Raw genomic sequence first — 26,710 nt, forward strand, 5'->3', positions numbered from 1 at the left:
GCGTTTTGTTTTGATTGTTCGAGAATGGCTGGCCTCAGCTTTTTGCAAAACTTTTGCCATGGGAGCCACCTGACATGGACCGTCTGACACGCATATTGGCCGCACTGACCCGCTGGGGTCTGGGCCTGTGCGCGTTGGTTTTGGTGTTGATGGCGCTCTACGTCAGCCTTGGCCGGGAGCTGATGCCGCTAGTCGCCGAGTACCGCACCGACATCGAAACCAAAGCCAGCGATGCCTTGGGCATGCCGTTGCAGATCGGCGAGCTCGAAGGCAACTGGAGTGGATTCGCCCCTATATTGATGGCCCGCGACGTGACGGTCGGCGACGGCGCCAATGCCTTGCACCTGGATCAGGTGCGCGCGGTGCCGGACCTTTGGGCCAGCTTGTTGGCCCGCCAGGTACGCATCGCTCATCTGGAGTTCAGCGGCCTCAAGATCAACCTCAGGCAAGGTGAGGGCGGTCAGTGGGCTCTGGAAGGTTTGCCGATGCGCCAGGACCAGCCCACCGATCCGGAGCAACTGCTCAATCAGATGCAGATGATCCAGCAACTGTCGGTGCTCGACAGCCAGGTGACCTTGCAGCCGTTTGGCGAATCGCCGCTGACCTTGACTTATGTCGGCCTGAATCTGAAAACCGGGGCGTCGCGGCAGCGGCTCGACGCACGGCTGACCCTGCCGGACGGGCAACCGGTGGCCATGAGCCTGCGTACCCGTATTCGAGCCAGCCAATGGAAGGACGGTGAAGCCGAGGTCTACCTGAGCCTGCCGCAAAGCGACTGGTCGAAGTGGTTGCCTGAACGTCTGACCCAACAGTGGATTTTTTCCGAGATCAAGGCCGGCGGCGAGCTGTGGGTGACTTGGGGCAAAGGCGCCTTGCAAAGCGCTGCGGTGCGCGTGAACGCGCCACAACTCAAGGGTGCCTACGCCGAGCGCAAGCCGATCCAGATCAATAACCTGGCGCTCAATGGTTACTTCCAGCGCAGTGCCAAAGGTGCGTCAGTGACTCTGGACTCCCTGGCGATGAACTTCGGCGAGACCCGCTGGGAAACGCATCTGCAGCTCACGCAAAACGCCGCCACTGATAAAACCGAAGAACTCTGGCACCTGCAAGCCGACCGGGTTGATCTCACGCCGCTGACCCCGCTGCTCAACGCACTGGCGCCGTTACCAGAGGGTTTTGCCACGGTCGTCGAGCGGCTCAAGGTCACGGGTGGCCTGCGTAACGTGCTGGTCGACTTCCGTCCCAATGCCACCGACGACAGCAAGTTCGGGTTTGCCGCCAACCTCGACCAGGTGGGCTTCGACGCCTATCACGGTGCGCCGGCGGCGCGAAATGTCAGCGGCAGCATCAGCGGTGACCTGGGGCACGGCGAACTGCGCATGGACAGCAAGGATTTCATGCTGCACCTGGACCCGATTTTCGCCAAGCCATGGCAGTACATTCAGGCCAATGCGCGGCTGACCTGGAAACTCGATAAAGAAGGTTTCACCCTGATCGCGCCGTATCTGAAAGTGCTGGGCGAGGAAGGCAAGATCGCCGGCGACTTCCTGATTCGCCTGTATTTCGATCACACCCGGGAAGACTACATGGACCTGCGGGTCGGCCTGGTGGACGGTGACGGTCGCTACACCGCCAAGTACTTGCCGACGGTCCTCAGTCCGGCGCTGGACGAATGGCTGCGCACGGCGATTCTCAAGGGCGCGGTGGATCAAGGCTTCTTCCAGTATCAAGGGTCGCTCAGCCACGGTGCCGCGGATGTCGATCGCAGCATCAGCCTGTACTTCAAGGTTCACGATGCCGAACTGGCCTTCCAGCCGGGCTGGCCCCATGTCAGCAAGGTCAGCGGCGATGTGTTTGTCGAAGACAGCGGCGTGCGGATTCTGGCCAGCAAGGGCCAATTACTCGACACCCAGGTCAACGATATCTACGTCGACATTCCCCATGTGCCAGCCGGGCAGAACGTTCATTTGTTCCTCGATGGCGGATTTGCCGGCGGTTTGGGCGATGGCCTGAAAATCCTCCAGGAAGCACCGATCGGTACCGGAGCAACCTTTGCCGGCTGGGAAGGCGAGGGTGACCTGCAAGGCAAGTTGAAGCTCGATATTCCCCTGGCAAAAGGCGAGGAGCCGAAGATCCTCGTCGATTTCAAGACCGCCAAGGCGCGCTTGAAGCTGGCCGAACCTGCGCTGGAACTGACCCAACTCAAAGGTGATTTCCGTTTCGACAGCGGCAAAGGCCTGACCGGGCAGAACATCAGCGCCCGGGCGTTCGACAAACCGGTCACCGCACAGATATTTGCCGATGGCAGCCCGGGCAAGCACAGTACCCGGGTGGCCGCGTCAGGGCAGGTCGAGGTCAAGAAACTGACCGACTGGCTGAAGGTCACCCAACCTCTGCCGGTGAGCGGTGTGATCCCGTATCAACTGCAACTGACACTGGACGGCGCCGACAGCCAGTTGATGGTCAATTCCAGCCTCAAGGGCGTGGCCGTCGATTTGCCTGCACCGTTCGGCATAACCTCCGAGGCCGGGCGCGACACCACGTTCCGCATGACCTTGCAGGGCGACGAGCGGCGTTATTGGGTCAATTACGGAGATTTGGCGAGTTTCACGTTCGCGGCCCCGGCCAGTAGTTTCGCCGACGGTCGCGGGGAGTTGTTCCTCGGTGGCGGCGAGTCCGTCTTGCCTGGCACCAAAGGCCTGCGGATACGGGGCGTGCTGTCGGAGCTGGACGTTGGCCCGTGGAAGGATCTGGTGGACAGATACGCCGGACAAGACCCCGGCGGCAGCGCCAGGCAACTGCTCAGCGGCGCGGATTTCAAGGTGGGCAAGCTCAGCGGTATCGGCACCACCCTCGATCAGGCCTCGATCCAGCTGGCGCGCAAGCCTTCCGCCTGGGCGCTACAACTGGACAGCCAGCAGATCAATGGCAGCGCCAGCCTTCCCGATGCGAAAGCCACGCCGATCACGATCAATCTGCAAACTGTGCGCCTGCCCGCACCGGACCCGACCGTGCTGGCCGATGAAAACTCGCCGGATCCGCTGGCGTCGGTGGACCCGACAAAAATCCCCGCGATGGACATCACCATCAATCAGCTATTCCAAGGGCAGGATCTGGTGGGGGGCTGGTCGCTGAAAATTCGTCCGACGCCCAAGGGCATCGTGTTCGACTCCCTGGACCTGGGCCTCAAGGGCATGCTGTTGGTGGGCAGCGGTGGCTGGGAAGGCGTGCCTGGCGCCAGCAATAGCTGGTACAAGGGCCGTATCAGCGGCAAGAACCTCGCCGATGTGCTCAAGGGCTGGGGGTTTGCGCCGAGCGTCACCAGCCAGGACTTCTATATGGATGTCGATGGCCGCTGGCCCGGCTCACCGGCCTGGGTGGCGACCAAGCGTTTCTCCGGCACGCTTGATGCGACCCTCAATCAGGGTCAGTTCGTCGAGGTTGAGGGCAGTGCCCAGGCGCTGCGGGTATTTGGCTTGCTCAACTTCAACTCCATCGGCCGGCGCCTGCGCCTGGACTTCTCCGACCTGTTCGGCAAAGGCCTGAGTTATGACCGGGTCAAGGGGCTGCTGGTCGGGACCAATGGTGTGTATGTCACCCGTAAGCCGATCCAGCTGACGGGCCCGTCGAGCACCATTGAACTCGACGGCACCCTGAACATGGTGGCCGATCAGATCGATGCGAAACTGATGGTGACCTTGCCGGTGACCAATAACCTGCCGATTGCCGCATTGATCGTCGGTGCACCCGCGGTCGGCGGGGCGCTGTTCCTGATCGACAAGCTGATCGGAGACCGGGTCGCCCGTTTCGCCAGTGTGAAGTACACCGTCAAAGGGCCTTGGAAAGAACCGAAGATTGCCTTCGACAAGGCTTTTTGAAACGCCATCCTTCGGGCCTATGGAGTAGCATGGCCATTGCGGCTCGCCCCTTGTAGGAGCGAGCCCGCTCGCGATGGACGTGAACGATGACGCAGGCTGTCTGAAAAAACGCGTCGCATTCAAACTCATCGCGAGCAAGCTCGCTCCTACAAGGTCTGTGTTGGTTTCAATAAGGAAAAGGCCATGTCTCTAGCGGTGATTCAAATGGTCAGCCAGAGCGATGTGCTGGCCAATCTGGCCCAGGCCCGTCGGCTGCTCGAGCGAGCGGCCGCCGGTGGCGCGAAGCTCGCGGTATTGCCGGAAAACTTCGCCGCCATGGGCCGGCGCGACATTGCCGACATCGGACGCGCCGAAGCACTGGGCGAAGGCCCGATCCTGCCCTGGTTGAAACAGACCGCACGCGACCTCAAGTTATGGATTGTGGCCGGCACGTTGCCGTTGCCGCCGGTGGATCAACCGGCGGCCAAGGTGCATGCCTGTTCGTTGCTGGTCGATGACCAGGGTGAAACGGTGGCGCGCTACGACAAGCTGCACCTGTTCGACGTCGACGTGGCCGACAATCGCGGCCGTTATCGTGAATCCGATGACTATGCTTATGGCAGTGGGGTCGTGGTGGCGGACACACCGGTTGGGCGGGTTGGCCTGACGGTCTGTTACGACTTGCGCTTCCCGGAGCTGTACAGCGAATTGCGCGCGGCCGGCGCGGAACTGATTACCGCCCCTTCGGCCTTCACGGCGGTGACCGGCGCGGCGCATTGGGATGTGCTGATTCGCGCACGGGCCATCGAGACACAATGTTATGTGCTCGCGGCTGCCCAGGGTGGGACGCATCCGGGGCCGCGGGAAACTTTCGGTCATGCTGCCATCATCGACCCGTGGGGGCGTGTGCTGGCACAACAGGATCAAGGCGAGGCCGTGCTGCTGGCCGAACGCGACAGCAGCGAACAGGCGTCCATCCGGGCGCGGATGCCGGTGTCCAGTCACCGGCGCTTTTTCTCGCAGGGCGCCCAGCGACCTGCATCAGAACGACGAATTTAAGGCGTAAAGCATATGAGCGAGTTGTTGTCCTCAGTCAGTGAACACCTGCTGGCGCCCGGTGGCGTCACGATCGAGAGCCTGCAAGGCGTGCTAGGCGACCTGGCCGGGCCGGGCATCGATGCGGCCGACCTGTATTTCCAGGGGCAGATCTCCGAGTCCTGGGCGCTGGAAGACGGCATCGTCAAGGAAGGCAGCTTCAACCTTGACCAAGGTGTGGGCGTGCGCGCGCAATCGGGTGAAAAAACCGGTTTTGCCTACAGCAATGCCATCACCCTGGAAGCCCTTGGCGCGGCGGCGCGGGCCGCCCGTTCGATTTCCCGCGCTGGCCAGAATGGCACCGTGCAGGCATTCACCAGCCAGGATGTCGCGCAGTTGTATGCGCCGGACAATCCCCTGGAAGTGCTGACCCGTGCCGAGAAAGTCGATTTGCTCAAGCGAATCGATGCCGCGACCCGCGCCCTCGACCCTCGCATCCAGCAAGTCACCGTGAGCATGGCCGGTGTCTGGGAACGGATTCTGGTGGCTTCCACCGACGGCGGTCTGGCGGCGGATGTACGGCCGCTGGTGCGCTTCAACGTCAGCGTGATCGTCGAGCAGAACGGTCGCCGCGAGCGCGGGGGGCATGGCGGTGGCGGTCGGACCGATTACCGTTATTTCCTCGGCGAAGACCGCGCCATGGGCTATGCCCGTGAAGCGTTGCGCCAGGCGCTGGTCAACCTCGAAGCCATTCCGGCACCGGCCGGTACCTTGCCGGTGGTGCTCGGTTCCGGCTGGTCGGGCGTGTTGCTGCACGAAGCGGTCGGTCATGGTCTGGAAGGCGACTTCAACCGCAAGGGCAGTTCGGCCTACAGCGGTCGCATGGGCGAGATGGTTGCGTCGAAGCTGTGCACCATTGTCGATGACGGCACCCTGGCCGGTCGCCGTGGCTCGTTGAGTGTCGACGACGAAGGCACGCCGACCGAGTGCACCACGCTGATCGAAAACGGCGTACTCAAGGGCTACATGCAGGACAAGCTCAACGCCCGCCTGATGGGCGTGGCACGCACCGGTAACGGCCGTCGCGAATCCTACGCGCACCTGCCGATGCCGCGCATGACCAACACCTACATGCTCGCCGGCGAAAGCGACCCGGCGGAAATCATCGCTTCGGTGAAGCGCGGCATTTACTGCGCCAACCTGGGTGGCGGTCAAGTGGACATCACCAGCGGCAAGTTCGTGTTCTCCACCAGCGAGGCGTACCTGATCGAGGACGGCAAGATTACCGCTCCGGTCAAGGGTGCGACCCTGATCGGCAACGGGCCGGAAGCCATGAGCAAGGTGTCGATGGTCGGTAATGATCTGTCGCTGGACAGCGGCGTGGGTACGTGTGGCAAGGATGGGCAGTCGGTGCCGGTGGGTGTCGGCCAGCCAACGCTGAAGATTGATGCGATCACCGTGGGTGGCACGGGGTCGTAAGAAGTGAGGCTGCGGGTGAGCTGCGAGGCAGCTCACCCGCTTCGAGAATTAACGCAGACCGCGTTGAGTCTCGTCCAGCTCACGGATGTACTTGAAGATTTTACGGCTGGAAGCAGGAGGTTTGTTTTGCGCAACCTCATGCTGGGCCTGACGGATCAGGGATCGCAATTGCTGGCGGTCCGCGTCCGGGTAGTCGACGACGAATTTTTCCAGTACGGCATCGTCGCCGGCAATCAGACGATCGCGCCAGCGTTCCAGGTTATGGAAGCGTTCGTTGTATTGACGGGTGGAGGCATCGAGTTGATCGAGCAGAACCAGAATGGCGGCAGTGTCCTGATCGCGCATCAGTTTGCCGATGAACTGAAGGTGCCGTTTTCGCGCGATGTTCGCGGTGTGCTTGGGCGCATCGGCCAGAGCCCGACGCATTCCGTCGGTCAAGGGCAGTTTTGCCAGCAAGTCAGGCTTGAGTGTTGTAAGGCGCTCGCCAAGGTCAACCAGAGCATGCAGCTCGCGTTTGACCTGGGATTTGCTTTTTTCTCCCGTATCGAGGGAGTCGTCGTAAGAATCAACCATGGTGGCCGTCCGCAAAGAAACGCCGCCATGATAACCAGTCGGGGGCCGCTTGTCCGGCCCGGTCGCTCGATGACCGTTACCGAAAGCAGAATTTGAGTGGAGAACAGCATGAGTGCAGTTGAAAGCGTCGGCCCACAAGCGTTGCCGGCACTGCAGGAACAAGTCGAGCAGATCATCGCTGAAGCCAAGCGCCAGGGGGCCAGCGCCTGTGAAGTGGCGGTGTCGCTGGAGCAGGGGTTGTCGACTTCGGTGCGCCAGCGTGAGGTCGAAACCGTTGAGTTCAACCGCGACCAGGGGTTTGGCATCACCTTGTACGTGGGGCAGCGCAAAGGCTCGGCCAGCACCTCGGCCAGCGGTCCTGATGCGATTCGCGAAACCGTCGCCGCTGCACTGGCCATCGCCAAACACACTTCGGAAGACGAAGCCTCGGGCCTTGCGGATGCCGCGCTGATGGCGCGCGATATTCCGGATTTCGACCTGTTCCACCAATGGGACATCACTCCGGAACAAGCCATCGAACAGGCCCTGGCCTGCGAAGCCGCGGCGTTTGCCGCCGACAGCCGGATCAAGAACGCCGACGGCACCACCCTCAGTACCCATCAGGGCTGCCGCGTTTATGGCAATAGCCACGGCTTTATCGGCGGTTACGCATCGACTCGGCACAGTCTGAGCTGCGTGATGATCGCCGAGGCCGATGGCCAGATGCAGCGCGATTACTGGTACGACGTGAACCGCCAGGGCAATCTGCTCGCCGACCCGGTGAGCATCGGTCAACGCGCTGCGCAACGGGCGGCAAGTCGTCTGGGCGCACGTCCGGTACCGACTTGCGAGGTGCCGGTGCTGTTTTCCGCAGAGTTGGCTGGGGGGCTGTTCGGCAGTTTCCTGTCGGCGATTTCCGGCGGCAGCCTGTATCGCAAGTCGTCCTTCCTTGAGGGCACTCTCGGGCAGAAGCTGTTTCCGGAGTGGCTGACCATCGACGAACGTCCGCATCTGATGCGTGCCATGGGCAGTGCAGCGTTCGACGGTGATGGTTTGGCAACCTACGCCAAACCGTTCGTCGAAAAGGGCGAGTTGGTGTCTTACATCCTCGGCACCTATTCCGGCCGCAAGCTCGGTATGCCGAGCACGGCCAACGCCGGTGGCGTGCACAACCTGTTCGTCACCCATGGCGACGAAGACCAGGCGGCGTTGCTGCGGCGCATGGGGCGTGGCTTGCTGGTGACTGAATTGATGGGGCAGGGCCTCAACATGGTCACCGGCGATTACTCCCGTGGTGCAGCGGGTTACTGGGTCGAGAACGGTGAAATCCAGTTCGCGGTCCAGGAAGTGACCATCGCCGGCAACATGCGCGACATGTTCAAGCAGATCGTTGCCGTGGGTAATGATCTGGAACTGCGCAGTAACATTCGCACCGGCTCGGTGCTGATCGAGCGGATGACGGTGGCAGGCAGCTAAGCCACGGCCGCTTCACCAAAAGGCGCGCCACCCATTGGGTGGCGCGCCTTTTTTGTTGGCTACAACTCAGATCCCCTGTGGGAGCGAGCTTGCTCGCGATAGCAGCGTGTCAGACGAAATCAATGTTGAAAGTGATGACGCCTTCGCGAGCAGGCTCCCTCCCACAATGGATCTGCTGTGTCGGCACGGCCTTGTTTTGGTTCTCATTATCATATAATAATAAATCTCATTACCGAATGAGCCCCGGATCATGAGTTCTGCCTTGCACGAGCAGCCTTACCTCGAAAGCTGGCGCTGGATGAGTCGCCAGATCCGTTGCGCGATGAACCCCGACGAGCCTCGCCTGATCGACCACTACCTGGCCGAAGGCCGGTACCTGGCGTGTTGCACGGCCACCTCACCCTGGACCGTCGCCGAAACTTCCTTCCGATTGTTGCTCGATACCGCCGCCGATGTCGCGCTGCCGTGGCACTGGCGCACTTACTGTCTCGACCAGGCCTGGCGCCCGCTGCGCGAACTGGAACGCCTCTCGTTGTGCAAATGCCGCCTCAAGCGCTGGCAGAGCTACACCTGGCAACTCGCTACCTGTGAGTTGCAGCCCTCGATTCCTCTCATAGAACTGATGCAAGGATCTCCCGATGAGTAATACCCGTATCGAACGCGACAGTATGGGCGAGCTTCAGGTCCCGGAAGACGCCCTCTACGGCGCACAGACCCAGCGTGCGGTGGATAACTTCCCGATCAGCGGCAAACCGATGCCGGTTCAGTTCATCCGCGCCTTGATCCTGGCCAAGGCAGCGGCCGCCCGCACCAACGTCGAGCTCAAGCAGATCGGCGAAGCCCAGGGCAAAGCCATCGTCGACGCAGCCCAGGGCTTGCTCGAAGGTGATTTCATGCAGCACTTCCCGGTGGATGTGTTCCAGACCGGTTCCGGCACCAGCTCGAACATGAACGCCAACGAAGTGATCGCCACGCTGGCCAGCCGCTTGCTGGGCGAGGCGGTGAACCCCAACGATCACGTCAACTGCGGGCAGAGCAGCAACGACATCATCCCGACCACCATTCACGTCAGCGCAGCACTGGCGCTCCATGAACAACTGCTGCCGGCGCTGACGCATCTGGTGCAGGTCATCGAGCGCAAGGCCGAGCAGGTTCATCACCACGTCAAAACCGGGCGTACGCACCTGATGGACGCCATGCCGGTGCGCATGAGCCAGGTGCTCAACGGTTGGGCGCAGCAGCTCAAGGCCAACATCGGCCATCTGCAGGGCTTGCAGCCAAGCCTGCAATCCCTGGCTCAAGGCGGCACGGCGGTGGGCACGGGTGTCAACGCCCACCCCGAGTTCGCGGCGCGGTTCAGCCAGCAGCTAAGCAAATTGACCCGGGTTAAGTTCCAGCCAGGCAAGGACCTGTTCGCGCTGATCGGCTCCCAGGACACTGCCGTTGCCGTCTCCGGACAGCTAAAGGCCACCGCCGTGTCGCTGATGAAAATCGCCAACGATCTGCGCTGGATGAACTCCGGCCCGCTGGCCGGCCTTGGCGAGATCGAACTGCAAGCCTTGCAGCCGGGCTCTTCGATCATGCCGGGCAAGGTCAACCCGGTCATTCCAGAGGCCACCGCGATGGTCGCGGCTCAGGTCATCGGCAACGACAGTGTTATCACCATCGCCGGTCAGTCGGGCAATTTCGAACTGAACGTGATGCTGCCGATCATCGCCCAGAACCTGCTGAGCAGTATCGAGTTGCTGGCCAATTCCAGTCGTCTGCTGGCAGACAAGGCCATCGCCAGCTTCAAGGTCAACGAAGGCCGGATCAAGGAAGCACTGTCACGCAACCCGATTCTGGTCACCGCGCTCAACCCGATCATCGGTTACCAGAAGGCTGCCGAGATTGCCAAGAAGGCCTATCAGCAAGGTCGGCCGGTGATTGACGTCGCGCTGGAACACAGCGACCTGACGCGCAGCCAACTGGAAGAATTGCTCAACCCGGAAAAACTCACTGCGGGCGGCGTCTAAGCCCCGTTACCGCTTTGGAGGCGCACCATGGAGCACTGGAAACGCACGATCGAAAGAGCCAATCGCTTTTTCATGCTGGGTGAACTGGTCGATGCCCGCGAGGCGTACCTGCAGGCATTGGCTCTGGCCCAGGTGCTGTTCGAGCGCTGGGCGGATGCCGACGAAGCGGTAGCGGCCTGCGTGATTTCCCATCACAACCTGGCAGACCTGCACTTGCGTCTGAATCAGCCGGAGGAGAGCGCCGAATATTTGTGTGCCATCCACCAACGGCTGCTGCAGACCATGCAGGACCCGCGGCTACCTCAAACATTGCGAGAAGCCGCGTTGCGCCAGAGCAGCAAGACCTACGTCGAGCTGCTGAATTTCATCAGTGAGCACGGCGAGTATCCGCGTACCCATCGGCTGCTGCACATCGATGCCGCTTCGCCTGCGCCTCATCATCATGGAGTCCATTGAACATGGCTTTTACCTTGCCTGCCTTGCCGTACGCCTACGACGCCCTGGAGCCGCACATCGATGCGCAGACCATGGAGATCCACTACACCAAGCATCACCAGACCTACATCAATAACCTGAACACGGCTGTTGAAGGCACCGAGTATGCCGAGTGGCCCGTGGAGAAGCTGGTGTCCGCCGTTCAGCAACTGCCGGAAAAACTACGGACGGCGGTGATCAACCAAGGTGGCGGCCACGCCAATCATTCGTTGTTCTGGGAAGTCATGGCGCCCGACGGTGGTGGCGAGCCCGAAGGCGTGCTGGCCAAGGCCATCGATGAACAACTGGGCGGTCTCGACAGCTTCAAGGAAGCCTTTACCAAGGCCGCGTTGACCCGCTTCGGCAGCGGCTGGGCCTGGCTGAGCGTGACCCCGCAAAAGACCTTGGTAGTGGAAAGCAGCGGTAACCAGGACAGCCCGTTGATGAACGGCAATACCCCGATTCTGGGCCTCGACGTCTGGGAGCACGCCTATTACCTGCGTTATCAGAACCGTCGTCCGGAATACATCAGCGCGTTCTACCGCGTGATCAATTGGCCGCAAGTCGCTGCGCGCTATCAGGCCGCACTGGTTTAAGTCTTCCATAAAAACAATCCAAGGCTGGACTATGGGCACTGAAACACTGGCGATCGGAAATGGACGGATGTTTCGTTACGCGTTCGGATCGCTGTTACTTCTGGCGGGAATGAGCCTTTTGGTTGCCCATGGGCTGGCATGGCTCGACCTTGAGCCGAAGTTGCTGCGCGCACTGCAGGGCGGTGCGATCTGCGCCTTGGGTACCGCGCTGGGCGCGGTGCCGGTGTTGGTGATTCGGCGGATGCCGCAGAGGCTCAGCGACACTTTGCTTGGCTTTGGCGCTGGCGTGATGCTGGCTGCGACGGCATTTTCGCTGATCGTTCCGGGCATCTCTGCCGCCGAAGGGCTTGGACTGTCACCTTGGGCGTCCAGTGGGCTGATCAGCTTCGGCATTATGCTCGGCGCCTTCCTGTTGTTCCTGGTGGATCGGAAGGTCTCTGGCGCCAGCCCGGACATGCTGGTCGGCACGCTGGAACGACCGGTCATTGCTCCGCGGATCTGGCTGTTCGTATTTGCCATCATCGCCCACAACATCCCGGAAGGCATGGCGGTAGGTGTTTCGGCCGGTGGCGCAATGCCTGACGCCGACAGCCTGGCCATGGGCATTGCCTTGCAGGATGTACCGGAAGGGTTGGTCATCGCTTTGGTGCTGGCCGGGGCAGGGATGTCCCGGGGCAAGGCGTTCCTGATCGGTGCGGCGTCAGGTTTGGTAGAACCGGTGTTCGCACTGCTATGCGCGTGGCTGGTGAGCCTGGCCGAACTGCTGCTGCCTTTGGGATTGGCGCTGGCGGCGGGGGCGATGCTGCTGGTGGTGACCCACGAAGTCATTCCCGAGTCGCGCCGCAATGGTCATGACAAGCTTGCCAGCCTCGGGCTGCTGATGGGGTTTTGTTTGATGATGGTGATGGATACAGCCCTCGCTTGATTTGTGGTGAGGGGCTTTTGTGGTTGTATTACTCGCCTTCGTCGAAGAAGTTGTTGATCAACGCCACCAGAGCATCCAGCGCTTCCTGTTCCTGCTCGCCTTCTGTGCTCAAGTGGATCGTGGTGCCTTTGCCGGCGGCCAGCATCATCATCGCCATGATGCTTTTACCATCGACCATGGACTGTGGTGTACGTCCGGCCCTGATCTGGCACGGGAACTGACCTGCTACCCCAACGAATTTTGCAGAAGCGCGAGCGTGCAGACCCAGTTTATTGATGATTTCGATTTCCAGAGCAGGCATCGCGATGTGAATCCTTTAGCTGAGGTCGCGGTGGCGGACCTGGACGTTCTTCAGGGATTGTTGCAGCGTTTGCCCCAGGCGCTCGGTCAGGTAGACGGAACGGTGATGTCCGCCAGTGCAGCCAATGGCAATGGTGACGTAGGCGCGGTTGCTGGCGGCAAAGCGAGGCAGCCACTTTAGCAGGTATGTGGAAATGTCCTGGAACATCTCTTCGACATCCGGCTGAGCCGCCAGGTATTCGGCAACCGGTTGATCGAGCCCGGACTGTTCGCGCAACTCCGGTTTCCAGTAAGGGTTGGGCAGGCAGCGCACATCGAACACCAGGTCGGCGTCCACCGGCATGCCGCGCTTGAAGCCGAAGGATTCCACCAGGAACGCAGTCCCCGGCTCCGGCTGATTCAACAGACGCAGTTTGATGGCATCGCGCAGTTGATAGAGGTTCAGGCTGGTGGTGTTGATCTTGAGATCGGCGAGGTCGGCAATCGGCCCGAGCAGGACGCTCTCGACGCTGATGGCTTCGGCCAGCGAGCGGTTGGCGTTGGTCAGGGGGTGACGCCGTCGGGTTTCCGAGAAGCGCTTGAGCAGTGTTTCTTCGTCGGCGTCCAGGTACAGCACATCGCACTGGATGTGGCGGGCACGGACTTCCTCGAGCAGGTCGGGGAAGCGTGACAGGTGGCTGGGCAGGTTGCGCGCGTCAATGGAAACGGCGACCAGCGGCTGCAACATCTCGGTATGAACCAGGGCGCGTTCGGCCAGCTCCGGCAGCAGACCGGCTGGCAGGTTGTCGATGCAGTAGTAGCCGCTGTCCTCAAGAACGTCGAGGGCGGTACTTTTACCTGAGCCGGAACGGCCACTGACGATGATCAAGCGCATGATTACTGACCGTTTTGCTCGTCAAGGACAACCTGATACAGGGCTTCGTTGCTTGCAGCACTACGCAGCTTTTCGCGAACTTCCTTGCGGTCGAGCATGCTGGCGATCTGTCGCAGCAGCTCAAGGTGCGCATCGGTGGCGGCTTCCGGGACCAACAGCACGAACAGCAGGTCAACCGGCGCGCCGTCGATGGCGTCGAAATCGATAGGGGCGTCCAGGTGCATCAATGCACTGATGGGCGAAACACAGCCCTTGAGACGGCAATGTGGAATAGCGATGCCATTGCCAAACCCGGTGGAGCCGAGTTTTTCACGGGCGATCAGCGCCTCGAAGACATCTTGCATCTCCAGGGCCGGCACTTCGCGGGCGATAAGATTGGCAATTTGTTCGAGGGCTTTCTTTTTACTGCCTCCCGGCACGTTCACCAGGGAACGGCCGGGGGTCAGGATACTTTCAAGTCGGATCATGGGTTGGGAGTGTTAACGACCGGTTGCGCCCTGGAGGAGGCTCTGGGTCTTTTCCTTATGCTTTTTGAGTTGTTTATCCAGCTTGTCGGTGAGTGCGTCGATCGCGGCATACATATCGGTATGTTCCGCGTTGGCGACCACTTCATTCCCGGGAATATGCAGCGTGGCTTCGATTTTCTGCTTCAGTTTTTCGACGGTCATCGTGACCTGCACATTAGTGATCTTGTCGAAATGTCGCTCCAATCGTTCGAGTTTTTCGCCGATGTAGGTGCGAAGAGGTTCGGTCACTTCCAGTTGGTGTCCACTGATGTTGACTTGCATACAGCTTCTCCTTCGTTGCCAGTGCATAAAGCGGCAGATCAGATGATCTACCACTGGAACGCTGTGGCGTGGCCCTACATCAACCGCTTGCGTTCGCTCGAAGGCGCGATCCCGAGGGATTCGCGGTACTTGGCGACGGTGCGGCGAGCCACCTGAATGCCTTGTGCCTCCAGTAAACCAGCGATCTTGCTGTCACTCAACGGCTTTTTCTGATTTTCCGCTGCAACCAGTTTTTTGATGATCGCCCGGATCGCCGTGGACGAGCATTCGCCGCCTTCGGAGGTGCTTACGTGACTGGAAAAAAAGTACTTCAGTTCATAAATGCCCCGGGGGGTGTGCATGAACTTCTGGGTGGTCACCCGTGAAATCGTCGATTCATGCATGCCGACCGCTTCGGCGATGTCATGCAGGACCAGCGGCTTCATGGCTTCGTCGCCGTACTCCAGAAAGCCGCGCTGATGCTCGACGATCTGGGTGGCAACCTTCATCAGGGTTTCATTGCGGCTTTGCAGGCTCTTGATGAACCAGCGGGCCTCCTGCAACTGATTGCGCATGAAGGTATTGTCGGCGCTGGTGTCGGCGCGGCGCACGAAACCGGCGTACTGGGCATTGACCCGCAGCCGTGGCACCGACTCCTGATTGAGCTCCACCAGCCAGCGCTCGTTGTCCTTGCGCACGATGACGTCAGGAACGACGTACTCGGCTTCGGTGGACTCGATCTGCGAGCCCGGGCGCGGGTTGAGGCTCTGGACCAGCTCGATGACCTGGCGCAGCTCATCTTCCTTGAGCTTCATGCGACGCATCAACTGGCTGTAGTCGCGGCTGCCAAGCAGGTCGATGTAATCGGTGACCAGGCGCTTGGCCTCGGCCAGCCAAGGGGTCTTGGCAGGCAGCTGGCGCAATTGCAGCAGCAGGCATTCGCCCAGGTTGCGGGCGCCGATACCGGCGGGCTCGAATTGCTGGATGCGGTGCAGGACGGCTTCGATTTCGTCCAGTTCGATGTCCAGTTCCGGGTCGAACGCTTCGAGGATTTCCTCGAGGGTTTCGTCCAGGTAGCCCTGATTGTTGATGCAGTCGATCAGGGTCACGGCGATCAGGCGATCGGTGTCGGACATCGGGGCCAGGTTCAGTTGCCACAGCAAGTGGCTCTGCAGGCTTTCGCCGGCCGAGGTGCGGGTGGTGAAGTCCCACTCGTCATCATCATTGCTGGGCAGGCTGCTGGCGCTGGTCTGGTAAACGTCTTCCCACGCGGTGTCGACGGGGAGTTCGTTGGGGATACGCTCGTTCCAGTCACCCTCATCGAGGTTATCAACCGTCGGGGCGCTTTCCTGGTAGGAGGGCTCCTGGATGTCGGTGTTGGGCTTTTGTTCGGCGTTGTCGGCCAGGGGGTCGGAATTGTCGAAGTCGTCGCCTTCTTCCTGGCGTTCGAGCATCGGATTGGACTCCAGGGCCTCCTGGATTTCCTGTTGCAGGTCCAGGGTCGACAATTGGAGCAGGCGGATGGCCTGTTGCAGCTGCGGTGTCATCGTCAGCTGCTGGCCCATTCTCAAGACTAGCGATGGTTTCATGGCAGGGGCTTAACACCTTATTCGCCGGCGCACATGCGCCATCCACTACAGGGCGCCGGGGCGCCAAACTTAAGCAAATTATATGCCTGAAACTAAAGGGTTTGCCTAGAGCGCTGTAACAATAAAAAACTATAAAGCTGTGTTGCAGCGCTGCCCTTGTCGAGGGCTGACCACGCTTGTCGGCACGGAAGCGCTGGTGAGTGGCTGGTCAGGTGCCCGGGCAAGCTGCCTGGGCACGGCTCAGCGCTTACAGGCGGAACTCATGGCCCAGATACACTTCCTTGACCAGGTCGTTGGCCAGGATGGTCTCTGCGTCGCCTTCGGCAATCAGTTGGCCGTCATTGACGATATAGGCGGTTTCACAGATATCCAGGGTTTCACGAACGTTGTGGTCCGTGATCAGCACGCCAATGCCCTTGGCCTTGAGGTGGTGAATGATCTGCTTGATGTCGCCGACCGAAATCGGGTCCACGCCGGCGAAGGGCTCGTCGAGGAGGATGAATTTCGGGTTGGTGGCCAGGGCGCGGGCGATTTCCACGCGACGGCGCTCACCACCGGACAGGCTCATGCCCAGGTTGTCGCGGATGTGGCTGATGTGGAATTCCTGCAACAGGCTTTCCAGCTCCTTGCGACGACCGGCCTTGTCGAGTTCCTTGCGGGTCTCGAGGATGGCCATGATGTTGTCGGCCACCGACAGTTTGCGGAAGATCGATGCTTCCTGCGGCAAGTAGCCGATACCGGCCTTTGCGCGGCCGTGCATCGGTTGGTGGCTGACGTCCAGGTCATCGATCAGGACACGGCCCTGATCGGCTTGCACCAGGCCGACGATCATGTAGAAGCAGGTGGTCTTGCCGGCGCCGTTCGGGCCAAGCAGGCCGACGATCTGGCCGCTGTCGATGGACAGGCTGACGTCACGCACGACCTGGCGGCTCTTGTAGCTCTTGGCCAGATGCTGAGCTTTCAGAGTTGCCATTACTGGGCCTTTTTCTCGTCGGTTTTCTTCTTCGGCTGGATCACCATGTCGATACGCGGACGCGCCTCGGTGACTTTGCTGCCTGTGGCGCGACCGGCGCTGGCGAGTTTCTTGTCCGTGTCGTAGACAATTTTCTCGCCTTGGGTGACGTTGTTGTCCTTGTCGACAACTTTGGCCTTGTCGATCAGTACGACGCGATTTTGCGAAGCGTGATACTGGATCGTCACGCCCCAACCCTGGACAGGCTTGGTGTCGCCAGCCGTTTGCAATTGCTCGAAGTACGCCAGGTTGCCCACCGAGGTCACTACGTCAATGTCGCCAGCCGGGGTGCGGGTGATGGTAACGGTGTTGCCTGTCACCTTCATCGAGCCTTGGGTGATGATCACGTCACCCTTATAGGTAGCAATACCTTGCTTGTCGTCCAGTTGGGCATCGTCGGCCTGAATACGGATAGGCTGCTGTTGGTCTTCCGGCAGAGCCCAGGCGCTCACGCTTCCCAGTGCTGCGCCCAGACTGAGCAAAATCGGGAGGGTTTTAACGAGCCTCATACTGTCCTCTTACGTTCGATAGCAGGTGTATCCTGCTTTCTTTCAAATACGCTTTCATTCCCTTGCCAGTCGATACACCGCCAGCGCCGTCGATTCTAACGTCTTGCTCGGTCTGCGCATATTGCTGCTGCGGGAACACGGTCATGCGGGTGCTGGTGATCAGGGTTCTACGGTTTTTCTCGTCGAAGCGCGTGATGCGCACGTCATCGATCAGTTCGACCTGTGTGCCATCAGGGTTGACCTCGCCGCGCAGGCTCTGGACGTGCCACGGGAATTCAGTGCCGCGGAACACATTCAGGTCGGGATTGGTCAGCAATGTCACCTCGGTCGCTTTCACGTGCTCGACCTTGTCGGACACCAGATCATATTGCAGCTTGCCGTCGGGCAGGTACTGCACGCTGTGGGCGTTGATGGCGTAATAGTCGATCGCGCTTTCATCGACCGGCGTTACCGGCTTGTCGAGGAAGCGTTCCGGGCTGATGTTCCAGTAGCCAACCGCAGCGAATATCGCCGCGATGCAACTGAACATCAGGGTGTTGCGAAATTTTTTGCTCAGCATAGTGGGCTCACAGGTACGCCGCATTGGCCGCGTCGAGGCGGTCCTGGGCGCGCAGGATCAATTCGCAGAATTCGCGAGCGGCACCTTCGCCGCCACGGGCGAGGGTGATGCCGTGGGCGTGTTCACGCACGAAGCTGGCGGCATTGGCCACCGCCATGCCCAGGCCGACGCGGCGAATCACCGGCAGGTCCGGCAGGTCATCGCCGAGGTAGGCCACCTGTTCATAGCTCAAGTTGAGTTGGGCCAGCAGTTCGTCGAGTACCACCAGTTTATCCTCGCGCCCCTGATAGAGGTGCGGGATACCGAGGTTTTTGGCCCGCCGCTCGACCACCGGGGTCTTGCGGCCACTGATGATGGCGGTCTGCACGCCGGCGGCCATCAGCATCTTGATGCCCTGGCCGTCGAGGGTGTTGAACGTCTTGAACTCGCTGCCGTCTTCGAGGAAGTACAGGCGCCCATCGGTCAGCACGCCATCGACATCGAACACCGCCAGCTTGATCTGTTTGCCGCGTTGCAGCAGGTCCGCACTCATTACATTACTCCTGCACGCAGCAAGTCGTGCATGTTCAAGGCGCCGACCGGGCGGTCTTCACTGTCGACTACGACCAGCGCGTTGATTTTATGGTCTTCCATGATTTTCAGCGCTTCGGCGGCGAGCATCTCGGCGCGGGCAGTCTTGCCGTGTGCTGTCATGACCTGGTCGATGGTAGCGCTATGGATGTCGATGCTACGGTCCAGCGTGCGACGCAAGTCACCGTCAGTAAAAATCCCGGCCAGCTTTCCGTCGGCTTCCAGGATCACGGTCATGCCCAGGCCTTTGCGGGTCATTTCCATTAGCGCGTCCTTCAGCAGGGTGCCGCGCTGTACTTGCGGTAACTCTTGCCCGGCGTGCATGACATTTTCCACTTTCAGCAGCAGGCGTCGGCCCAGGGCGCCGCCGGGATGGGAAAAGGCGAAGTCTTCGGCGGTAAAGCCACGGGCTTCCAGCAGCGCGACTGCCAAGGCATCGCCCATGACCAGGGCGGCGGTGGTCGACGAGGTGGGGGCCAGGTTCAACGGACAGGCTTCGTGCTCGACGTGAACATTCAGGTTGACTTCGGCGGCCTTGGCTAGCGGCGAGTCAGGCTTGCCGGTCACGCTGATCAACTGAATGCCCAGGCGCTTGATCAGTGGCAGCAGGGTCACGATTTCATTGGTGGAGCCGGAATTCGAGAGCGCCAGAATGATGTCGTCGCGGGTAATCATGCCCATGTCACCGTGGCTGGCTTCAGCCGGGTGCACAAAAAACGCCGTGGTGCCGGTGCTGGCCAAGGTCGCGGCAATCTTGTTGCCGATGTGTCCCGACTTGCCCATGCCGACCACGACCACGCGGCCTTTGCTGGCCAGAATCATCTCGCAAGCGCGTACGAAATCTGCGTCGATATGGGGTAGCAGGCCTTGCACGGCTTCTACCTCGAGGCGGATGGTGCGTTGTGCTGATTGAATCAGGTCGCTGGATTGGCTCATGTCAGAAATCGTATAGCCTGATGAAAAGGCGGCGATTATAACGGTTATGATCGAATCCCTCACGCTAGTTCGTCGCGCATTGCCATCCTTGTTGCCGGAAACCTTCTAAACGGGGCCTTCAACCTGTCATGCGGCTGAACATGACCTGGCTTTGGCCTTGGGCGCGCAGCCGTTGCAGTGATATAGTTCGCCGCCAGTTCGGCCTGCCCGGGAGGTATGTGCTTTTGTCAGAAAGCCAGGCGTCCGAGTGAGAGGCTGCATCGCAAGGAGTTTAGATGAGTGCCGATAACGCCTACGCGGTCGAGCTGAAGGGACTGTCCTTCAAGCGCGGTGCGCGCAGCATTTTCAATAATGTCGATATCCGTATCCCGCGCGGCAAGGTCACCGGCATCATGGGGCCTTCCGGGTGTGGCAAGACCACGCTCTTGCGTCTGATGGGCGCCCAGTTGCGGCCCACCAAGGGCGAAGTCTGGGTCAACGGTCAGAACCTGCCAAAACTGTCGCGCAGCGACCTGTTCGACGCGCGCAAGCACATGGGCGTGCTGTTTCAGAGCGGCGCACTGTTTACCGACCTCGATGTCTTCGAGAACGTCGCTTTTCCGTTGCGTGTTCATACCCAACTGCCGGATGAAATGATCCGCGACATTGTCCTGCTCAAATTGCAGGCCGTGGGCTTGCGCGGTGCCATCGAGCTGATGCCCGACGAGCTTTCCGGCGGCATGAAACGCCGTGTTGCGCTGGCCCGGGCGATTGCGCTCGACCCGCAGATCCTCATGTACGACGAGCCCTTTGTCGGCCAGGACCCCATCGCAATGGGCGTGCTGGTGCGCCTCATCCGGTTGCTCAACGATGCGCTGGGCATCACCAGCATCGTGGTATCCCACGACCTGGCCGAGACCGCGAGCATTGCCGACTACATTTATGTGGTGGGCGATGGTCAGGTGTTGGGGCAGGGGACGCCTGACGAGTTGATGAATTCGGATGAACCGCGCATTCGTCAGTTCATGACCGGCGAACCCGATGGCCCGGTTCCGTACCATTTTCCAGCGACGGATTACCGCGCAGATCTTCTGGGGAAGCGCTGATGCGCAGAATTTCATTGATGGAGCGCGTTCGCCGCTTCGGCCAGGCCGGCATCGATGTGCTGGCGGTGTTCGGGCGTTCGAGCCTGTTCCTGTTCCATGCCTTGCTCGGCCGGGGCGGTATCGGTGGCGGCTTCGGGCTGCTGGTCAAGCAGTTGCATTCGGTGGGCGTGATGTCCCTGGTGATCATCGTGGTCTCCGGGGTGTTCATCGGCATGGTGCTGGCGCTGCAGGGCTTCAACATTCTTTCCAGCTATGGTTCGGAGCAGGCTGTCGGGCAGATGGTGGCGCTGACGCTGCTGCGTGAACTGGGGCCGGTGGTGACCGCCTTGCTGTTCGCCGGGCGCGCAGGTTCGGCGTTGACTGCCGAAATCGGCAACATGAAGTCCACCGAGCAGTTGTCCAGCCTGGAAATGATCGGGGTCGACCCGCTCAAGTACATCATCGCGCCACGCCTGTGGGCCGGTTTCATTTCCCTGCCGGTGCTGGCGATGATTTTCAGCGTGGTGGGTATCTGGGGCGGCTCGTGGGTAGCGGTCGACTGGCTGGGGGTCTATGAGGGCTCCTACTGGTCGAACATGCAGAACAGCGTGACGTTCGCCGACGATGTGCTCAACGGGATCATCAAAAGTATCGTCTTTGCCTTTGTCGTGACCTGGATCGCCGTATTCCAAGGCTATGACTGCGAATCCACTTCCGAGGGGATCAGTCGTGCCACTACCAAGACCGTTGTATATGCCTCGTTGGCAGTACTCGGCCTGGACTTTATTCTGACCGCCTTGATGTTTGGAGATTTCTGATGCAAAACCGCACCCTGGAAATCGGTGTCGGCCTTTTCTTGCTGGCTGGCATCCTGGCTTTGCTCTTGTTGGCGTTGCGGGTCAGTGGCCTGTCCCCGACTCCGAGCACCGACACGTATAAACTTTACGCCTACTTCGACAATATCGCCGGTTTGACGGTCAGAGCAAAGGTGACCATGGCCGGTGTGACCATCGGCAAGGTCACGGCCATCGATCTGGATCGCGACAGTTTCACCGGTCGGGTGACCATGCAGCTGGAAAAACGCATCGATAATCTGCCGGCGGACTCCACTGCATCTATCCTGACTGCTGGCCTGTTGGGCGAGAAGTACATCGGTATCAGCGTGGGCGGGGAAGACACCCTGCTCAAGGATGGTGGAACCATCCATGACACGCAGTCATCGCTGGTGCTCGAAGACCTGATCGGTAAATTCCTGCTCAATACCGTTAGCAAAGAAGCTAAATGAGGAACTGTTAAATGATCTCTATCTTGCGACGTGGCCTGTTGGTAATGCTCGCGGTGTTTCCGTTGGTGTCCCACGCCGTAGCGGCGACTTCGGCGCACGATCTGGTGCAGGACACAACCAACCGTATGCTCGCGGACCTGGCGGCAAACAAAGAGAAGTACAAGCAGGATCCGCAAGACTTTTATGCGGCGCTGAACACCATCGTCGGGCCGGTCGTGGATGCCGAGGGTATTTCCAAGAGCATCATGACGGTCAAGTACTCGCGTAAAGCTACGCCTGCACAGATGAAGACCTTCGAAGAAAACTTCAAGAAGGGTCTGTTCCAGTTCTATGGCAATGCCTTGCTGGAGTACAACAACCAGGGCATCACCGTTGAACCGGCCAAAGACGAGTCGGGCGACCGTACCAGTGTAGGCATGACTGTCAAAGGCAGCAGCGGCGCGATCTATCCAGTGTCCTACACGCTGGAAAAGATCAACGGCGAGTGGAAACTGCGTAACGTCATCATCAATGGCATCAATATCGGCAAGCTGTTCCGCGATCAGTTCGCCGATGCGATGCAGCGAAATGGCAACGACCTGGACAAGACCATCAATGGTTGGGCCGGGGAAGTCGCCAAGGCCAAGGAAGCCACCGACAAGAAACCAGAGCAGTCAGCCCAATGAGTGAGTCGGCAGTCCAGATGGACGAAGCGGGCGAGCTGCGACTCAGTGGCGTGCTGGATTACCGCACCGGCCCTGGCCTGCGCGAGCAGGGCAAGGCGCTGATCAAAGCCAGCAATGCTGCAGCGCTGGTGGTCGATTGCTCGGCGGTAACCAAGTCCAGCAGTGTCGGTTTGTCGTTGCTGCTGTGCTTTATCCGTGATGCGCAGGAGGCCGGCAAGGCCCTGAGCATCCGTGGGATGCCGGAAGACATGCGTGAAATCGCTCAGGTCAGCGAGCTGACCGAGCTGTTGGCGCATCCCTAACCCGCATCTATGAATAAGCCCCCCGTCTGAGTCCTGCTTGGCGGGGTTCGCAGGCGCGGGGCTTTTTTGTATGATGTCCGACCCGCGCGCACAGGGCGCCGATTGAGGTTGAGCATGCAGGCCAACGAAGTTAAGAGCTTTCTTGAAGGAAAGCTGCCCGGAACGAAAGTAGAAGTCGAGGGCGAAGGCTGCAATTTCCAGCTGAACGTGATTAGCGATGAACTGGCGGCGTTGAGCCCGGTCAAGCGTCAGCAGCAGGTCTATGCCCATTTGAACCCATGGATCACCGATGGCAGCATCCATGCGGTCACTATGAAATTTTTCAGCAGCGCGGCCTGGGCCGAGCGCACCTGAGCCCAAGGGCGTCGAGATTCTTATGGATAAATTGATTATTACTGGCGGTGCTCGTCTTGACGGCGAGATCCGCATCTCCGGGGCAAAGAACTCTGCCCTGCCGATCCTGGCGGCTACCCTGCTGTGCGATGGCCCGGTGACTGTGGCCAACCTGCCGCACCTGCACGACATCACCACCATGATCGAGCTGTTCGGGCGCATGGGTATCGAACCTGTGATCGACGAGAAGCTGGCCGTCGAAATCGACCCGCGCACCATCAAGACCCTGGTCGCACCTTACGAACTGGTTAAAACCATGCGTGCGTCGATTCTGGTGCTCGGTCCGATGGTTGCTCGTTTCGGTGAAGCCGAAGTCGCCTTGCCTGGCGGTTGCGCCATCGGTTCGCGTCCGGTTGACCTGCACATCCGTGGCCTGGAAGCCATGGGCGCCGTCATCGACGTCGAAGGCGGCTACATCAAGGCCAAGGCGCCTGAAGGTGGCCTGCGCGGTGCGCACTTCTTCTTCGATACCGTCAGTGTGACCGGTACCGAAAACATCATGATGGCCGCGGCCTTGGCCAAGGGCCGTAGCGTCCTGCAAAACGCCGCTCGCGAGCCTGAAGTGGTCGACCTGGCGAATTTCCTGAACGCCATGGGCGCCAAGGTTTCCGGCGCCGGTACCGATACCATCACCATCGATGGCGTCGAGCGTCTGCACACCACCACTTATAAAGTAATGCCTGACCGCATCGAAACCGGCACCTATCTGGTGGCGGCGGCGGTGACCGGTGGTCGTGTGAAGGTCAAGGATACGGATCCGACCATCCTCGAAGCCGTTCTGGAAAAACTCCGTGAGTCCGGTGCCGAAATCACCTGTGGCGAAGACTGGATCGAGCTGAACATGCACGGCAAGCGTCCGAAAGCCGTCAACGTGCGGACCGCTCCGTACCCGGCGTTCCCGACCGACATGCAGGCGCAGTTCATCTCCCTCAACGCCATTGCCGAAGGCACCGGCGCTGTGATCGAGACGATCTTCGAAAACCGCTTCATGCACGTCTACGAGCTGCACCGCATGGGCGCCAAGATCCAGGTCGAAGGCAACACCGCCATCGTCACCGGCACCGAAAAGCTCAAGGGCGCGCCAGTCATGGCGACCGACCTGCGTGCTTCGGCCAGCCTGGTGATCTCGGCCCTGATCGCCGAAGGCGACACGCTGATCGACCGCATCTACCACATAGACCGTGGCTACGAGTGCATCGAAGAAAAACTGCAGATGCTGGGCGCCAAGATCCGTCGCGTTCCGGGCTAGTCCCTGCTGTATGGGCATAAGGACATGCCCGTTGATTTGTTGAAGTCGAGCCGTTTTCGGCTCGATGTGTGTCCGGCGCCATTTGCGACCGGGCATGAGTACCTTGATAAGGACTGACGTTTCCCATGTTGACCATCGCACTGTCCAAGGGCCGCATCCTTGACGACACCCTGCCGCTTCTGGCTGAAGCGGGCATCGTGCCGACCGAGAATCCGGACAAGAGCCGCAAGCTGATCATTCCCACGACCCAGGAAGATGTACGCCTGCTGATCGTGCGTGCCACCGATGTGCCGACTTACGTCGAGCATGGTGCCGCCGACCTCGGTGTCGCCGGTAAAGATGTGCTGATGGAGTACGGCGGCCAGGGCCTGTACGAGCCGCTGGACCTGCAAATTGCCCAGTGCAAGCTGATGACCGCCGGCAAGGTCGGCGCGGTCGAGCCCAAGGGCCGCCTGCGTATCGCCACCAAGTTCGTCAACGTTGCCAAGCGCTACTACGCCGAGCAGGGCCGTCAGGTCGACATCATCAAACTCTACGGTTCGATGGAGCTGGCGCCGCTGATCGGCCTGGCGGACAAGATCATCGACGTGGTCGACACTGGTAACACGCTGCGGGCCAACGGTCTGGAGCCACAGGATTTCATTGCTGCCATCAGCTCCCGGCTGATCGTCAACAAAGCTTCGATGAAGATGCAGCACGCCCGTATCCAGGCGTTGATCGACACCCTGCGCAAGGCAGTGGAGTCTCGACACCGCGGCTGATTCACCTGCGCGACGTTAAGTCGCGCCCGTCTATCCGCCTCATAGCCAGAATTCTCAGGTGCCCAAGCGGAAACGACTGCTAAGTTAGGGCGCCTGAGTTTTTGCCATTCCTATGAGGCTCTCGCTATGACCGCACCGACTGCAATTCGCCGACTCAACGCTGCTGACCCGGATTTCGCGCATCATCTGGATCATCTGCTGAGCTGGGAAAGTGTGTCTGACGACTCGGTCAATCAGCGGGTGCTGGACATCATCAAGGCTGTGCGTGAGCGTGGCGACGCGGCACTGGTGGACTTTACCCGCCAGTTCGACGGCCTGGACGTGAAGTCCATGGCCGACCTGATCCTGCCGCGTGAGCGTCTGGAATTGGCACTGACGCGCATTACCGTGGCTCAACGCGAAGCGCTGGAAGTCGCCGCCGCCCGTGTGCGCAGCTATCACGAAAAACAGAAGCAGGACTCCTGGAGCTACACCGAGGCCGACGGCACCGTGCTGGGCCAGAAAGTCACGCCGCTGGACCGTGCCGGCCTGTACGTACCGGGTGGCAAGGCGTCGTACCCGTCGTCGGTGTTGATGAACGCGATTCCGGCCAAGGTCGCCGGCGTCACCGAAGTGGTCATGGTCGTGCCGACCCCGCGCGGTGAAATCAATGAACTGGTGCTGGCCGCTGCCTGCATCGCCGGCGTCGATCGTGTGTTCACCATCGGTGGCGCTCAAGCCGTTGCCGCATTGGCTTACGGCACCGAAAGCGTGCCGAAGGTCGATAAAGTGGTCGGCCCGGGCAACATCTATGTCGCCACTGCCAAGCGCCACGTGTTTGGCCAGGTCGGAATCGACATGATCGCCGGTCCCTCCGAGATCCTGGTGGTGTGCGACGGCCAGACCGATCCGGACTGGATCGCCATGGACCTGTTCTCCCAGGCCGAGCACGACGAAGACGCCCAGGCGATTCTGGTCAGCCCCGACGCCGAATTCCTCGACAAGGTCGCCGCCAGCATCGCCAAGCTGATGCCGACCATGGAGCGCGCCGCGATCATCGAAACCTCGATCAATGGCCGTGGTGCACTGATCAAGGTGCGCGACATGGAGCAAGCCATCGAAGTGGCCAACCGCATCGCGCCGGAGCACCTCGAATTGTCCGTTGCCGATCCACAAGCCTGGCTGCCGCAGATCCGCCACGCCGGCGCGATCTTCATGGGTCGCCACACCTCTGAAGCCTTGGGCGACTACTGCGCAGGTCCCAACCACGTGTTGCCGACCTCCGGCACCGCGCGTTTCTCCTCGCCGCTGGGTGTGTACGACTTCCAGAAACGCTCGTCGATCATCTTCTGTTCCGAGCAGGGCGCTTCCGAGTTGGGCAAAACCGCTTCCGTGCTGGCCCGTGGCGAATCGCTGACCGCCCACGCGCGTAGCGCCGAGTACCGCATCGTCGACGAAGACTTTCCACAAGGGCAGGGGAACTGAAC

29 protein-coding genes are annotated in these 26,710 nt (G+C 60.4%); 18 read left to right on the forward strand and 11 right to left on the reverse strand.

Features of this window, described 5'->3' with window-relative positions:
- Positions 1–74 precede the first annotated feature (74 nt).
- The 3 genes from PSJE_RS13770 (at position 75) to tldD (ending at position 6,371) form a co-directional block, all read left to right on the forward strand.
- Entirely contained in the window at positions 75–3,878 is a 3,804-nt protein-coding gene (locus tag PSJE_RS13770) for a YhdP family protein (RefSeq protein ID WP_090453082.1), read from the forward strand.
- 183 nt (positions 3,879–4,061) lie between these two features.
- Entirely contained in the window at positions 4,062–4,916 is an 855-nt protein-coding gene (locus PSJE_RS13775; protein ID WP_057716429.1) for a carbon-nitrogen hydrolase family protein, read from the forward strand.
- A gap of 12 nt (positions 4,917–4,928) precedes the next feature.
- Positions 4,929–6,371 (forward strand): metalloprotease TldD, encoded by a 1,443-nt coding sequence (tldD, locus tag PSJE_RS13780; RefSeq protein ID WP_057716428.1) that lies wholly within the window; start codon positions 4,929–4,931, stop codon positions 6,369–6,371.
- 48 nt (positions 6,372–6,419) lie between these two features.
- On the opposite strand, the gene yjgA is transcribed toward tldD, so the two are convergent.
- Positions 6,420–6,944 (reverse strand): ribosome biogenesis factor YjgA, encoded by a 525-nt coding sequence (yjgA, locus tag PSJE_RS13785; RefSeq protein ID WP_056728351.1) that lies wholly within the window; start codon positions 6,942–6,944, stop codon positions 6,420–6,422.
- Between the two features lie 108 nt (positions 6,945–7,052).
- Between yjgA and pmbA the strand changes: the two genes are divergently transcribed.
- The 6 genes from pmbA (at position 7,053) to PSJE_RS13815 (ending at position 12,409) form a co-directional block, all read left to right on the forward strand.
- Positions 7,053–8,399: a metalloprotease PmbA gene (gene pmbA / locus PSJE_RS13790; protein ID WP_057716426.1), complete on the forward strand. Its 1,347-nt coding sequence runs from the start codon at positions 7,053–7,055 to the stop codon at positions 8,397–8,399.
- A gap of 250 nt (positions 8,400–8,649) precedes the next feature.
- A complete protein-coding gene (locus tag PSJE_RS13795) occupies positions 8,650–9,045 on the forward strand; it encodes a FagA protein (RefSeq protein ID WP_090453084.1) in 396 nt (131 codons plus the stop codon).
- The gene (locus tag PSJE_RS13800) at positions 9,038–10,414 is read left to right on the forward strand and encodes a class II fumarate hydratase (RefSeq protein ID WP_090453086.1); all 1,377 of its coding nucleotides are present in this window, start codon (positions 9,038–9,040) and stop codon (positions 10,412–10,414) included. Before PSJE_RS13795 ends, PSJE_RS13800 begins: the two co-directional genes overlap by 8 nt.
- Before the next feature lie 27 nt (positions 10,415–10,441).
- On the forward strand, positions 10,442–10,870 hold the full coding sequence (locus PSJE_RS13805; RefSeq protein WP_090453088.1) for a hypothetical protein: 429 nt from the start codon (positions 10,442–10,444) through the stop codon (positions 10,868–10,870).
- Between the two features lie 2 nt (positions 10,871–10,872).
- Positions 10,873–11,484, forward strand: a complete 612-nt coding sequence (locus PSJE_RS13810) for a superoxide dismutase (protein WP_090453090.1) — start codon at positions 10,873–10,875, stop codon at positions 11,482–11,484.
- Positions 11,485–11,515: 31 nt separating this feature from the next.
- Positions 11,516–12,409 carry a ZIP family metal transporter gene (locus tag PSJE_RS13815; protein ID WP_057716421.1) on the forward strand — a complete coding sequence of 298 codons (894 nt, stop codon included), beginning with the start codon at positions 11,516–11,518 and terminating at the stop codon, positions 12,407–12,409.
- Positions 12,410–12,437: 28 nt separating this feature from the next.
- On the opposite strand, the gene PSJE_RS13820 is transcribed toward PSJE_RS13815, so the two are convergent.
- The 10 genes from PSJE_RS13820 to PSJE_RS13865 all read right to left on the reverse strand — a co-directional run bounded on the left by PSJE_RS13820 (position 12,438) and on the right by PSJE_RS13865 (position 19,525).
- On the reverse strand, positions 12,438–12,710 hold the full coding sequence (locus tag PSJE_RS13820; protein WP_057716420.1) for an HPr family phosphocarrier protein: 273 nt from the start codon (positions 12,708–12,710) through the stop codon (positions 12,438–12,440).
- A 15-nt stretch (positions 12,711–12,725) separates the two neighbouring features.
- The gene (rapZ, locus tag PSJE_RS13825) at positions 12,726–13,583 is read right to left on the reverse strand and encodes an RNase adapter RapZ (RefSeq protein ID WP_057716419.1); all 858 of its coding nucleotides are present in this window, start codon (positions 13,581–13,583) and stop codon (positions 12,726–12,728) included.
- Positions 13,584–13,585: 2 nt separating this feature from the next.
- The gene (gene ptsN, locus PSJE_RS13830) at positions 13,586–14,050 is read right to left on the reverse strand and encodes a PTS IIA-like nitrogen regulatory protein PtsN (protein ID WP_008046148.1); all 465 of its coding nucleotides are present in this window, start codon (positions 14,048–14,050) and stop codon (positions 13,586–13,588) included.
- A 12-nt stretch (positions 14,051–14,062) separates the two neighbouring features.
- A complete protein-coding gene (gene hpf / locus PSJE_RS13835) occupies positions 14,063–14,371 on the reverse strand; it encodes a ribosome hibernation-promoting factor, HPF/YfiA family (protein ID WP_007941242.1) in 309 nt (102 codons plus the stop codon).
- A 74-nt stretch (positions 14,372–14,445) separates the two neighbouring features.
- Positions 14,446–15,939, reverse strand: a complete 1,494-nt coding sequence (locus PSJE_RS13840) for an RNA polymerase factor sigma-54 (RefSeq protein ID WP_015093497.1) — start codon at positions 15,937–15,939, stop codon at positions 14,446–14,448.
- Between the two features lie 247 nt (positions 15,940–16,186).
- Positions 16,187–16,912 carry an LPS export ABC transporter ATP-binding protein gene (gene lptB / locus PSJE_RS13845; RefSeq protein ID WP_008054366.1) on the reverse strand — a complete coding sequence of 242 codons (726 nt, stop codon included), beginning with the start codon at positions 16,910–16,912 and terminating at the stop codon, positions 16,187–16,189.
- The gene (lptA, locus tag PSJE_RS13850; protein WP_057716418.1) at positions 16,912–17,460 is read right to left on the reverse strand and encodes a lipopolysaccharide transport periplasmic protein LptA; all 549 of its coding nucleotides are present in this window, start codon (positions 17,458–17,460) and stop codon (positions 16,912–16,914) included. The genes lptB and lptA overlap by 1 nt, the downstream gene beginning before the upstream one ends.
- The gene (lptC, locus tag PSJE_RS13855) at positions 17,447–18,019 is read right to left on the reverse strand and encodes an LPS export ABC transporter periplasmic protein LptC (RefSeq protein ID WP_057716417.1); all 573 of its coding nucleotides are present in this window, start codon (positions 18,017–18,019) and stop codon (positions 17,447–17,449) included. Before lptC ends, lptA begins: the two co-directional genes overlap by 14 nt.
- Positions 18,020–18,026: 7 nt before the next feature.
- A complete protein-coding gene (locus PSJE_RS13860; RefSeq protein ID WP_008018712.1) occupies positions 18,027–18,551 on the reverse strand; it encodes a KdsC family phosphatase in 525 nt (174 codons plus the stop codon).
- A complete protein-coding gene (locus tag PSJE_RS13865) occupies positions 18,551–19,525 on the reverse strand; it encodes a KpsF/GutQ family sugar-phosphate isomerase (RefSeq protein ID WP_057716416.1) in 975 nt (324 codons plus the stop codon). The genes PSJE_RS13860 and PSJE_RS13865 overlap by 1 nt, the downstream gene beginning before the upstream one ends.
- Before the next feature lie 275 nt (positions 19,526–19,800).
- On the opposite strand from PSJE_RS13865, the gene PSJE_RS13870 reads away from it, so the two are divergent.
- The 9 genes from PSJE_RS13870 to hisD all read left to right on the forward strand — a co-directional run bounded on the left by PSJE_RS13870 (position 19,801) and on the right by hisD (position 26,708).
- Positions 19,801–20,610, forward strand: coding sequence for an ATP-binding cassette domain-containing protein (locus PSJE_RS13870; RefSeq protein ID WP_007986707.1), 810 nt, complete (start codon positions 19,801–19,803; stop codon positions 20,608–20,610).
- Positions 20,610–21,407 carry a lipid asymmetry maintenance ABC transporter permease subunit MlaE gene (mlaE, locus tag PSJE_RS13875; protein WP_090453092.1) on the forward strand — a complete coding sequence of 266 codons (798 nt, stop codon included), beginning with the start codon at positions 20,610–20,612 and terminating at the stop codon, positions 21,405–21,407. Before PSJE_RS13870 ends, mlaE begins: the two co-directional genes overlap by 1 nt.
- Complete coding sequence (gene mlaD / locus PSJE_RS13880; RefSeq protein WP_007970271.1) at positions 21,407–21,874, forward strand: outer membrane lipid asymmetry maintenance protein MlaD; 468 nt, start codon at positions 21,407–21,409, stop codon at positions 21,872–21,874. The genes mlaE and mlaD overlap by 1 nt, the downstream gene beginning before the upstream one ends.
- An 11-nt stretch (positions 21,875–21,885) precedes the next feature.
- The gene (locus PSJE_RS13885) at positions 21,886–22,539 is read left to right on the forward strand and encodes an MlaC/ttg2D family ABC transporter substrate-binding protein (RefSeq protein ID WP_057716414.1); all 654 of its coding nucleotides are present in this window, start codon (positions 21,886–21,888) and stop codon (positions 22,537–22,539) included.
- Entirely contained in the window at positions 22,536–22,841 is a 306-nt protein-coding gene (locus tag PSJE_RS13890) for an STAS domain-containing protein (protein ID WP_090453094.1), read from the forward strand. The genes PSJE_RS13885 and PSJE_RS13890 overlap by 4 nt, the downstream gene beginning before the upstream one ends.
- 114 nt (positions 22,842–22,955) lie before the next feature.
- Positions 22,956–23,195, forward strand: a complete 240-nt coding sequence (locus PSJE_RS13895; RefSeq protein ID WP_020796650.1) for a BolA family protein — start codon at positions 22,956–22,958, stop codon at positions 23,193–23,195.
- Positions 23,196–23,217: 22 nt separating this feature from the next.
- Positions 23,218–24,483 (forward strand): UDP-N-acetylglucosamine 1-carboxyvinyltransferase, encoded by a 1,266-nt coding sequence (gene murA, locus PSJE_RS13900; protein ID WP_056728381.1) that lies wholly within the window; start codon positions 23,218–23,220, stop codon positions 24,481–24,483.
- Positions 24,484–24,608: 125 nt separating this feature from the next.
- Positions 24,609–25,244, forward strand: coding sequence for an ATP phosphoribosyltransferase (hisG, locus tag PSJE_RS13905; protein WP_008018703.1), 636 nt, complete (start codon positions 24,609–24,611; stop codon positions 25,242–25,244).
- A gap of 126 nt (positions 25,245–25,370) precedes the next feature.
- Complete coding sequence (hisD, locus tag PSJE_RS13910) at positions 25,371–26,708, forward strand: histidinol dehydrogenase (protein ID WP_057716412.1); 1,338 nt, start codon at positions 25,371–25,373, stop codon at positions 26,706–26,708.
- Positions 26,709–26,710: the final 2 nt, after the last annotated feature.

Source organism: Pseudomonas jessenii (genome assembly GCF_002236115.1).
Taxonomy (GTDB): domain Bacteria; phylum Pseudomonadota; class Gammaproteobacteria; order Pseudomonadales; family Pseudomonadaceae; genus Aquipseudomonas; species Aquipseudomonas jessenii.

Excerpts from the sequence above, each read along its gene's own strand:
- PSJE_RS13770 (WP_090453082.1), top strand. The coding sequence starts at position 75 with ATGGACCGTCTGACACGCATATTGGCCGCACTGACCCGCTGGGGTCTG.
- PSJE_RS13775 (WP_057716429.1), top strand. The coding sequence starts at position 4,062 with ATGTCTCTAGCGGTGATTCAAATGGTCAGCCAGAGCGATGTGCTGGCC.
- tldD (WP_057716428.1), top strand. The coding sequence starts at position 4,929 with ATGAGCGAGTTGTTGTCCTCAGTCAGTGAACACCTGCTGGCGCCCGGT.
- yjgA (WP_056728351.1), bottom strand. The coding sequence starts at position 6,944 with ATGGTTGATTCTTACGACGACTCCCTCGATACGGGAGAAAAAAGCAAA.
- pmbA (WP_057716426.1), top strand. The coding sequence starts at position 7,053 with ATGAGTGCAGTTGAAAGCGTCGGCCCACAAGCGTTGCCGGCACTGCAG.
- PSJE_RS13795 (WP_090453084.1), top strand. The coding sequence starts at position 8,650 with ATGAGTTCTGCCTTGCACGAGCAGCCTTACCTCGAAAGCTGGCGCTGG.
- PSJE_RS13800 (WP_090453086.1), top strand. The coding sequence starts at position 9,038 with ATGAGTAATACCCGTATCGAACGCGACAGTATGGGCGAGCTTCAGGTC.
- PSJE_RS13805 (WP_090453088.1), top strand. The coding sequence starts at position 10,442 with ATGGAGCACTGGAAACGCACGATCGAAAGAGCCAATCGCTTTTTCATG.
- PSJE_RS13810 (WP_090453090.1), top strand. The coding sequence starts at position 10,873 with ATGGCTTTTACCTTGCCTGCCTTGCCGTACGCCTACGACGCCCTGGAG.
- PSJE_RS13815 (WP_057716421.1), top strand. The coding sequence starts at position 11,516 with ATGGGCACTGAAACACTGGCGATCGGAAATGGACGGATGTTTCGTTAC.
- PSJE_RS13820 (WP_057716420.1), bottom strand. The coding sequence starts at position 12,710 with ATGCCTGCTCTGGAAATCGAAATCATCAATAAACTGGGTCTGCACGCT.
- rapZ (WP_057716419.1), bottom strand. The coding sequence starts at position 13,583 with ATGCGCTTGATCATCGTCAGTGGCCGTTCCGGCTCAGGTAAAAGTACC.
- ptsN (WP_008046148.1), bottom strand. The coding sequence starts at position 14,050 with ATGATCCGACTTGAAAGTATCCTGACCCCCGGCCGTTCCCTGGTGAAC.
- hpf (WP_007941242.1), bottom strand. The coding sequence starts at position 14,371 with ATGCAAGTCAACATCAGTGGACACCAACTGGAAGTGACCGAACCTCTT.
- PSJE_RS13840 (WP_015093497.1), bottom strand. The coding sequence starts at position 15,939 with ATGAAACCATCGCTAGTCTTGAGAATGGGCCAGCAGCTGACGATGACA.
- lptB (WP_008054366.1), bottom strand. The coding sequence starts at position 16,912 with ATGGCAACTCTGAAAGCTCAGCATCTGGCCAAGAGCTACAAGAGCCGC.
- lptA (WP_057716418.1), bottom strand. The coding sequence starts at position 17,460 with ATGAGGCTCGTTAAAACCCTCCCGATTTTGCTCAGTCTGGGCGCAGCA.
- lptC (WP_057716417.1), bottom strand. The coding sequence starts at position 18,019 with ATGCTGAGCAAAAAATTTCGCAACACCCTGATGTTCAGTTGCATCGCG.
- PSJE_RS13860 (WP_008018712.1), bottom strand. The coding sequence starts at position 18,551 with ATGAGTGCGGACCTGCTGCAACGCGGCAAACAGATCAAGCTGGCGGTG.
- PSJE_RS13865 (WP_057716416.1), bottom strand. The coding sequence starts at position 19,525 with ATGAGCCAATCCAGCGACCTGATTCAATCAGCACAACGCACCATCCGC.
- PSJE_RS13870 (WP_007986707.1), top strand. The coding sequence starts at position 19,801 with ATGAGTGCCGATAACGCCTACGCGGTCGAGCTGAAGGGACTGTCCTTC.
- mlaE (WP_090453092.1), top strand. The coding sequence starts at position 20,610 with ATGCGCAGAATTTCATTGATGGAGCGCGTTCGCCGCTTCGGCCAGGCC.
- mlaD (WP_007970271.1), top strand. The coding sequence starts at position 21,407 with ATGCAAAACCGCACCCTGGAAATCGGTGTCGGCCTTTTCTTGCTGGCT.
- PSJE_RS13885 (WP_057716414.1), top strand. The coding sequence starts at position 21,886 with ATGATCTCTATCTTGCGACGTGGCCTGTTGGTAATGCTCGCGGTGTTT.
- PSJE_RS13890 (WP_090453094.1), top strand. The coding sequence starts at position 22,536 with ATGAGTGAGTCGGCAGTCCAGATGGACGAAGCGGGCGAGCTGCGACTC.
- PSJE_RS13895 (WP_020796650.1), top strand. The coding sequence starts at position 22,956 with ATGCAGGCCAACGAAGTTAAGAGCTTTCTTGAAGGAAAGCTGCCCGGA.
- murA (WP_056728381.1), top strand. The coding sequence starts at position 23,218 with ATGGATAAATTGATTATTACTGGCGGTGCTCGTCTTGACGGCGAGATC.
- hisG (WP_008018703.1), top strand. The coding sequence starts at position 24,609 with ATGTTGACCATCGCACTGTCCAAGGGCCGCATCCTTGACGACACCCTG.
- hisD (WP_057716412.1), top strand. The coding sequence starts at position 25,371 with ATGACCGCACCGACTGCAATTCGCCGACTCAACGCTGCTGACCCGGAT.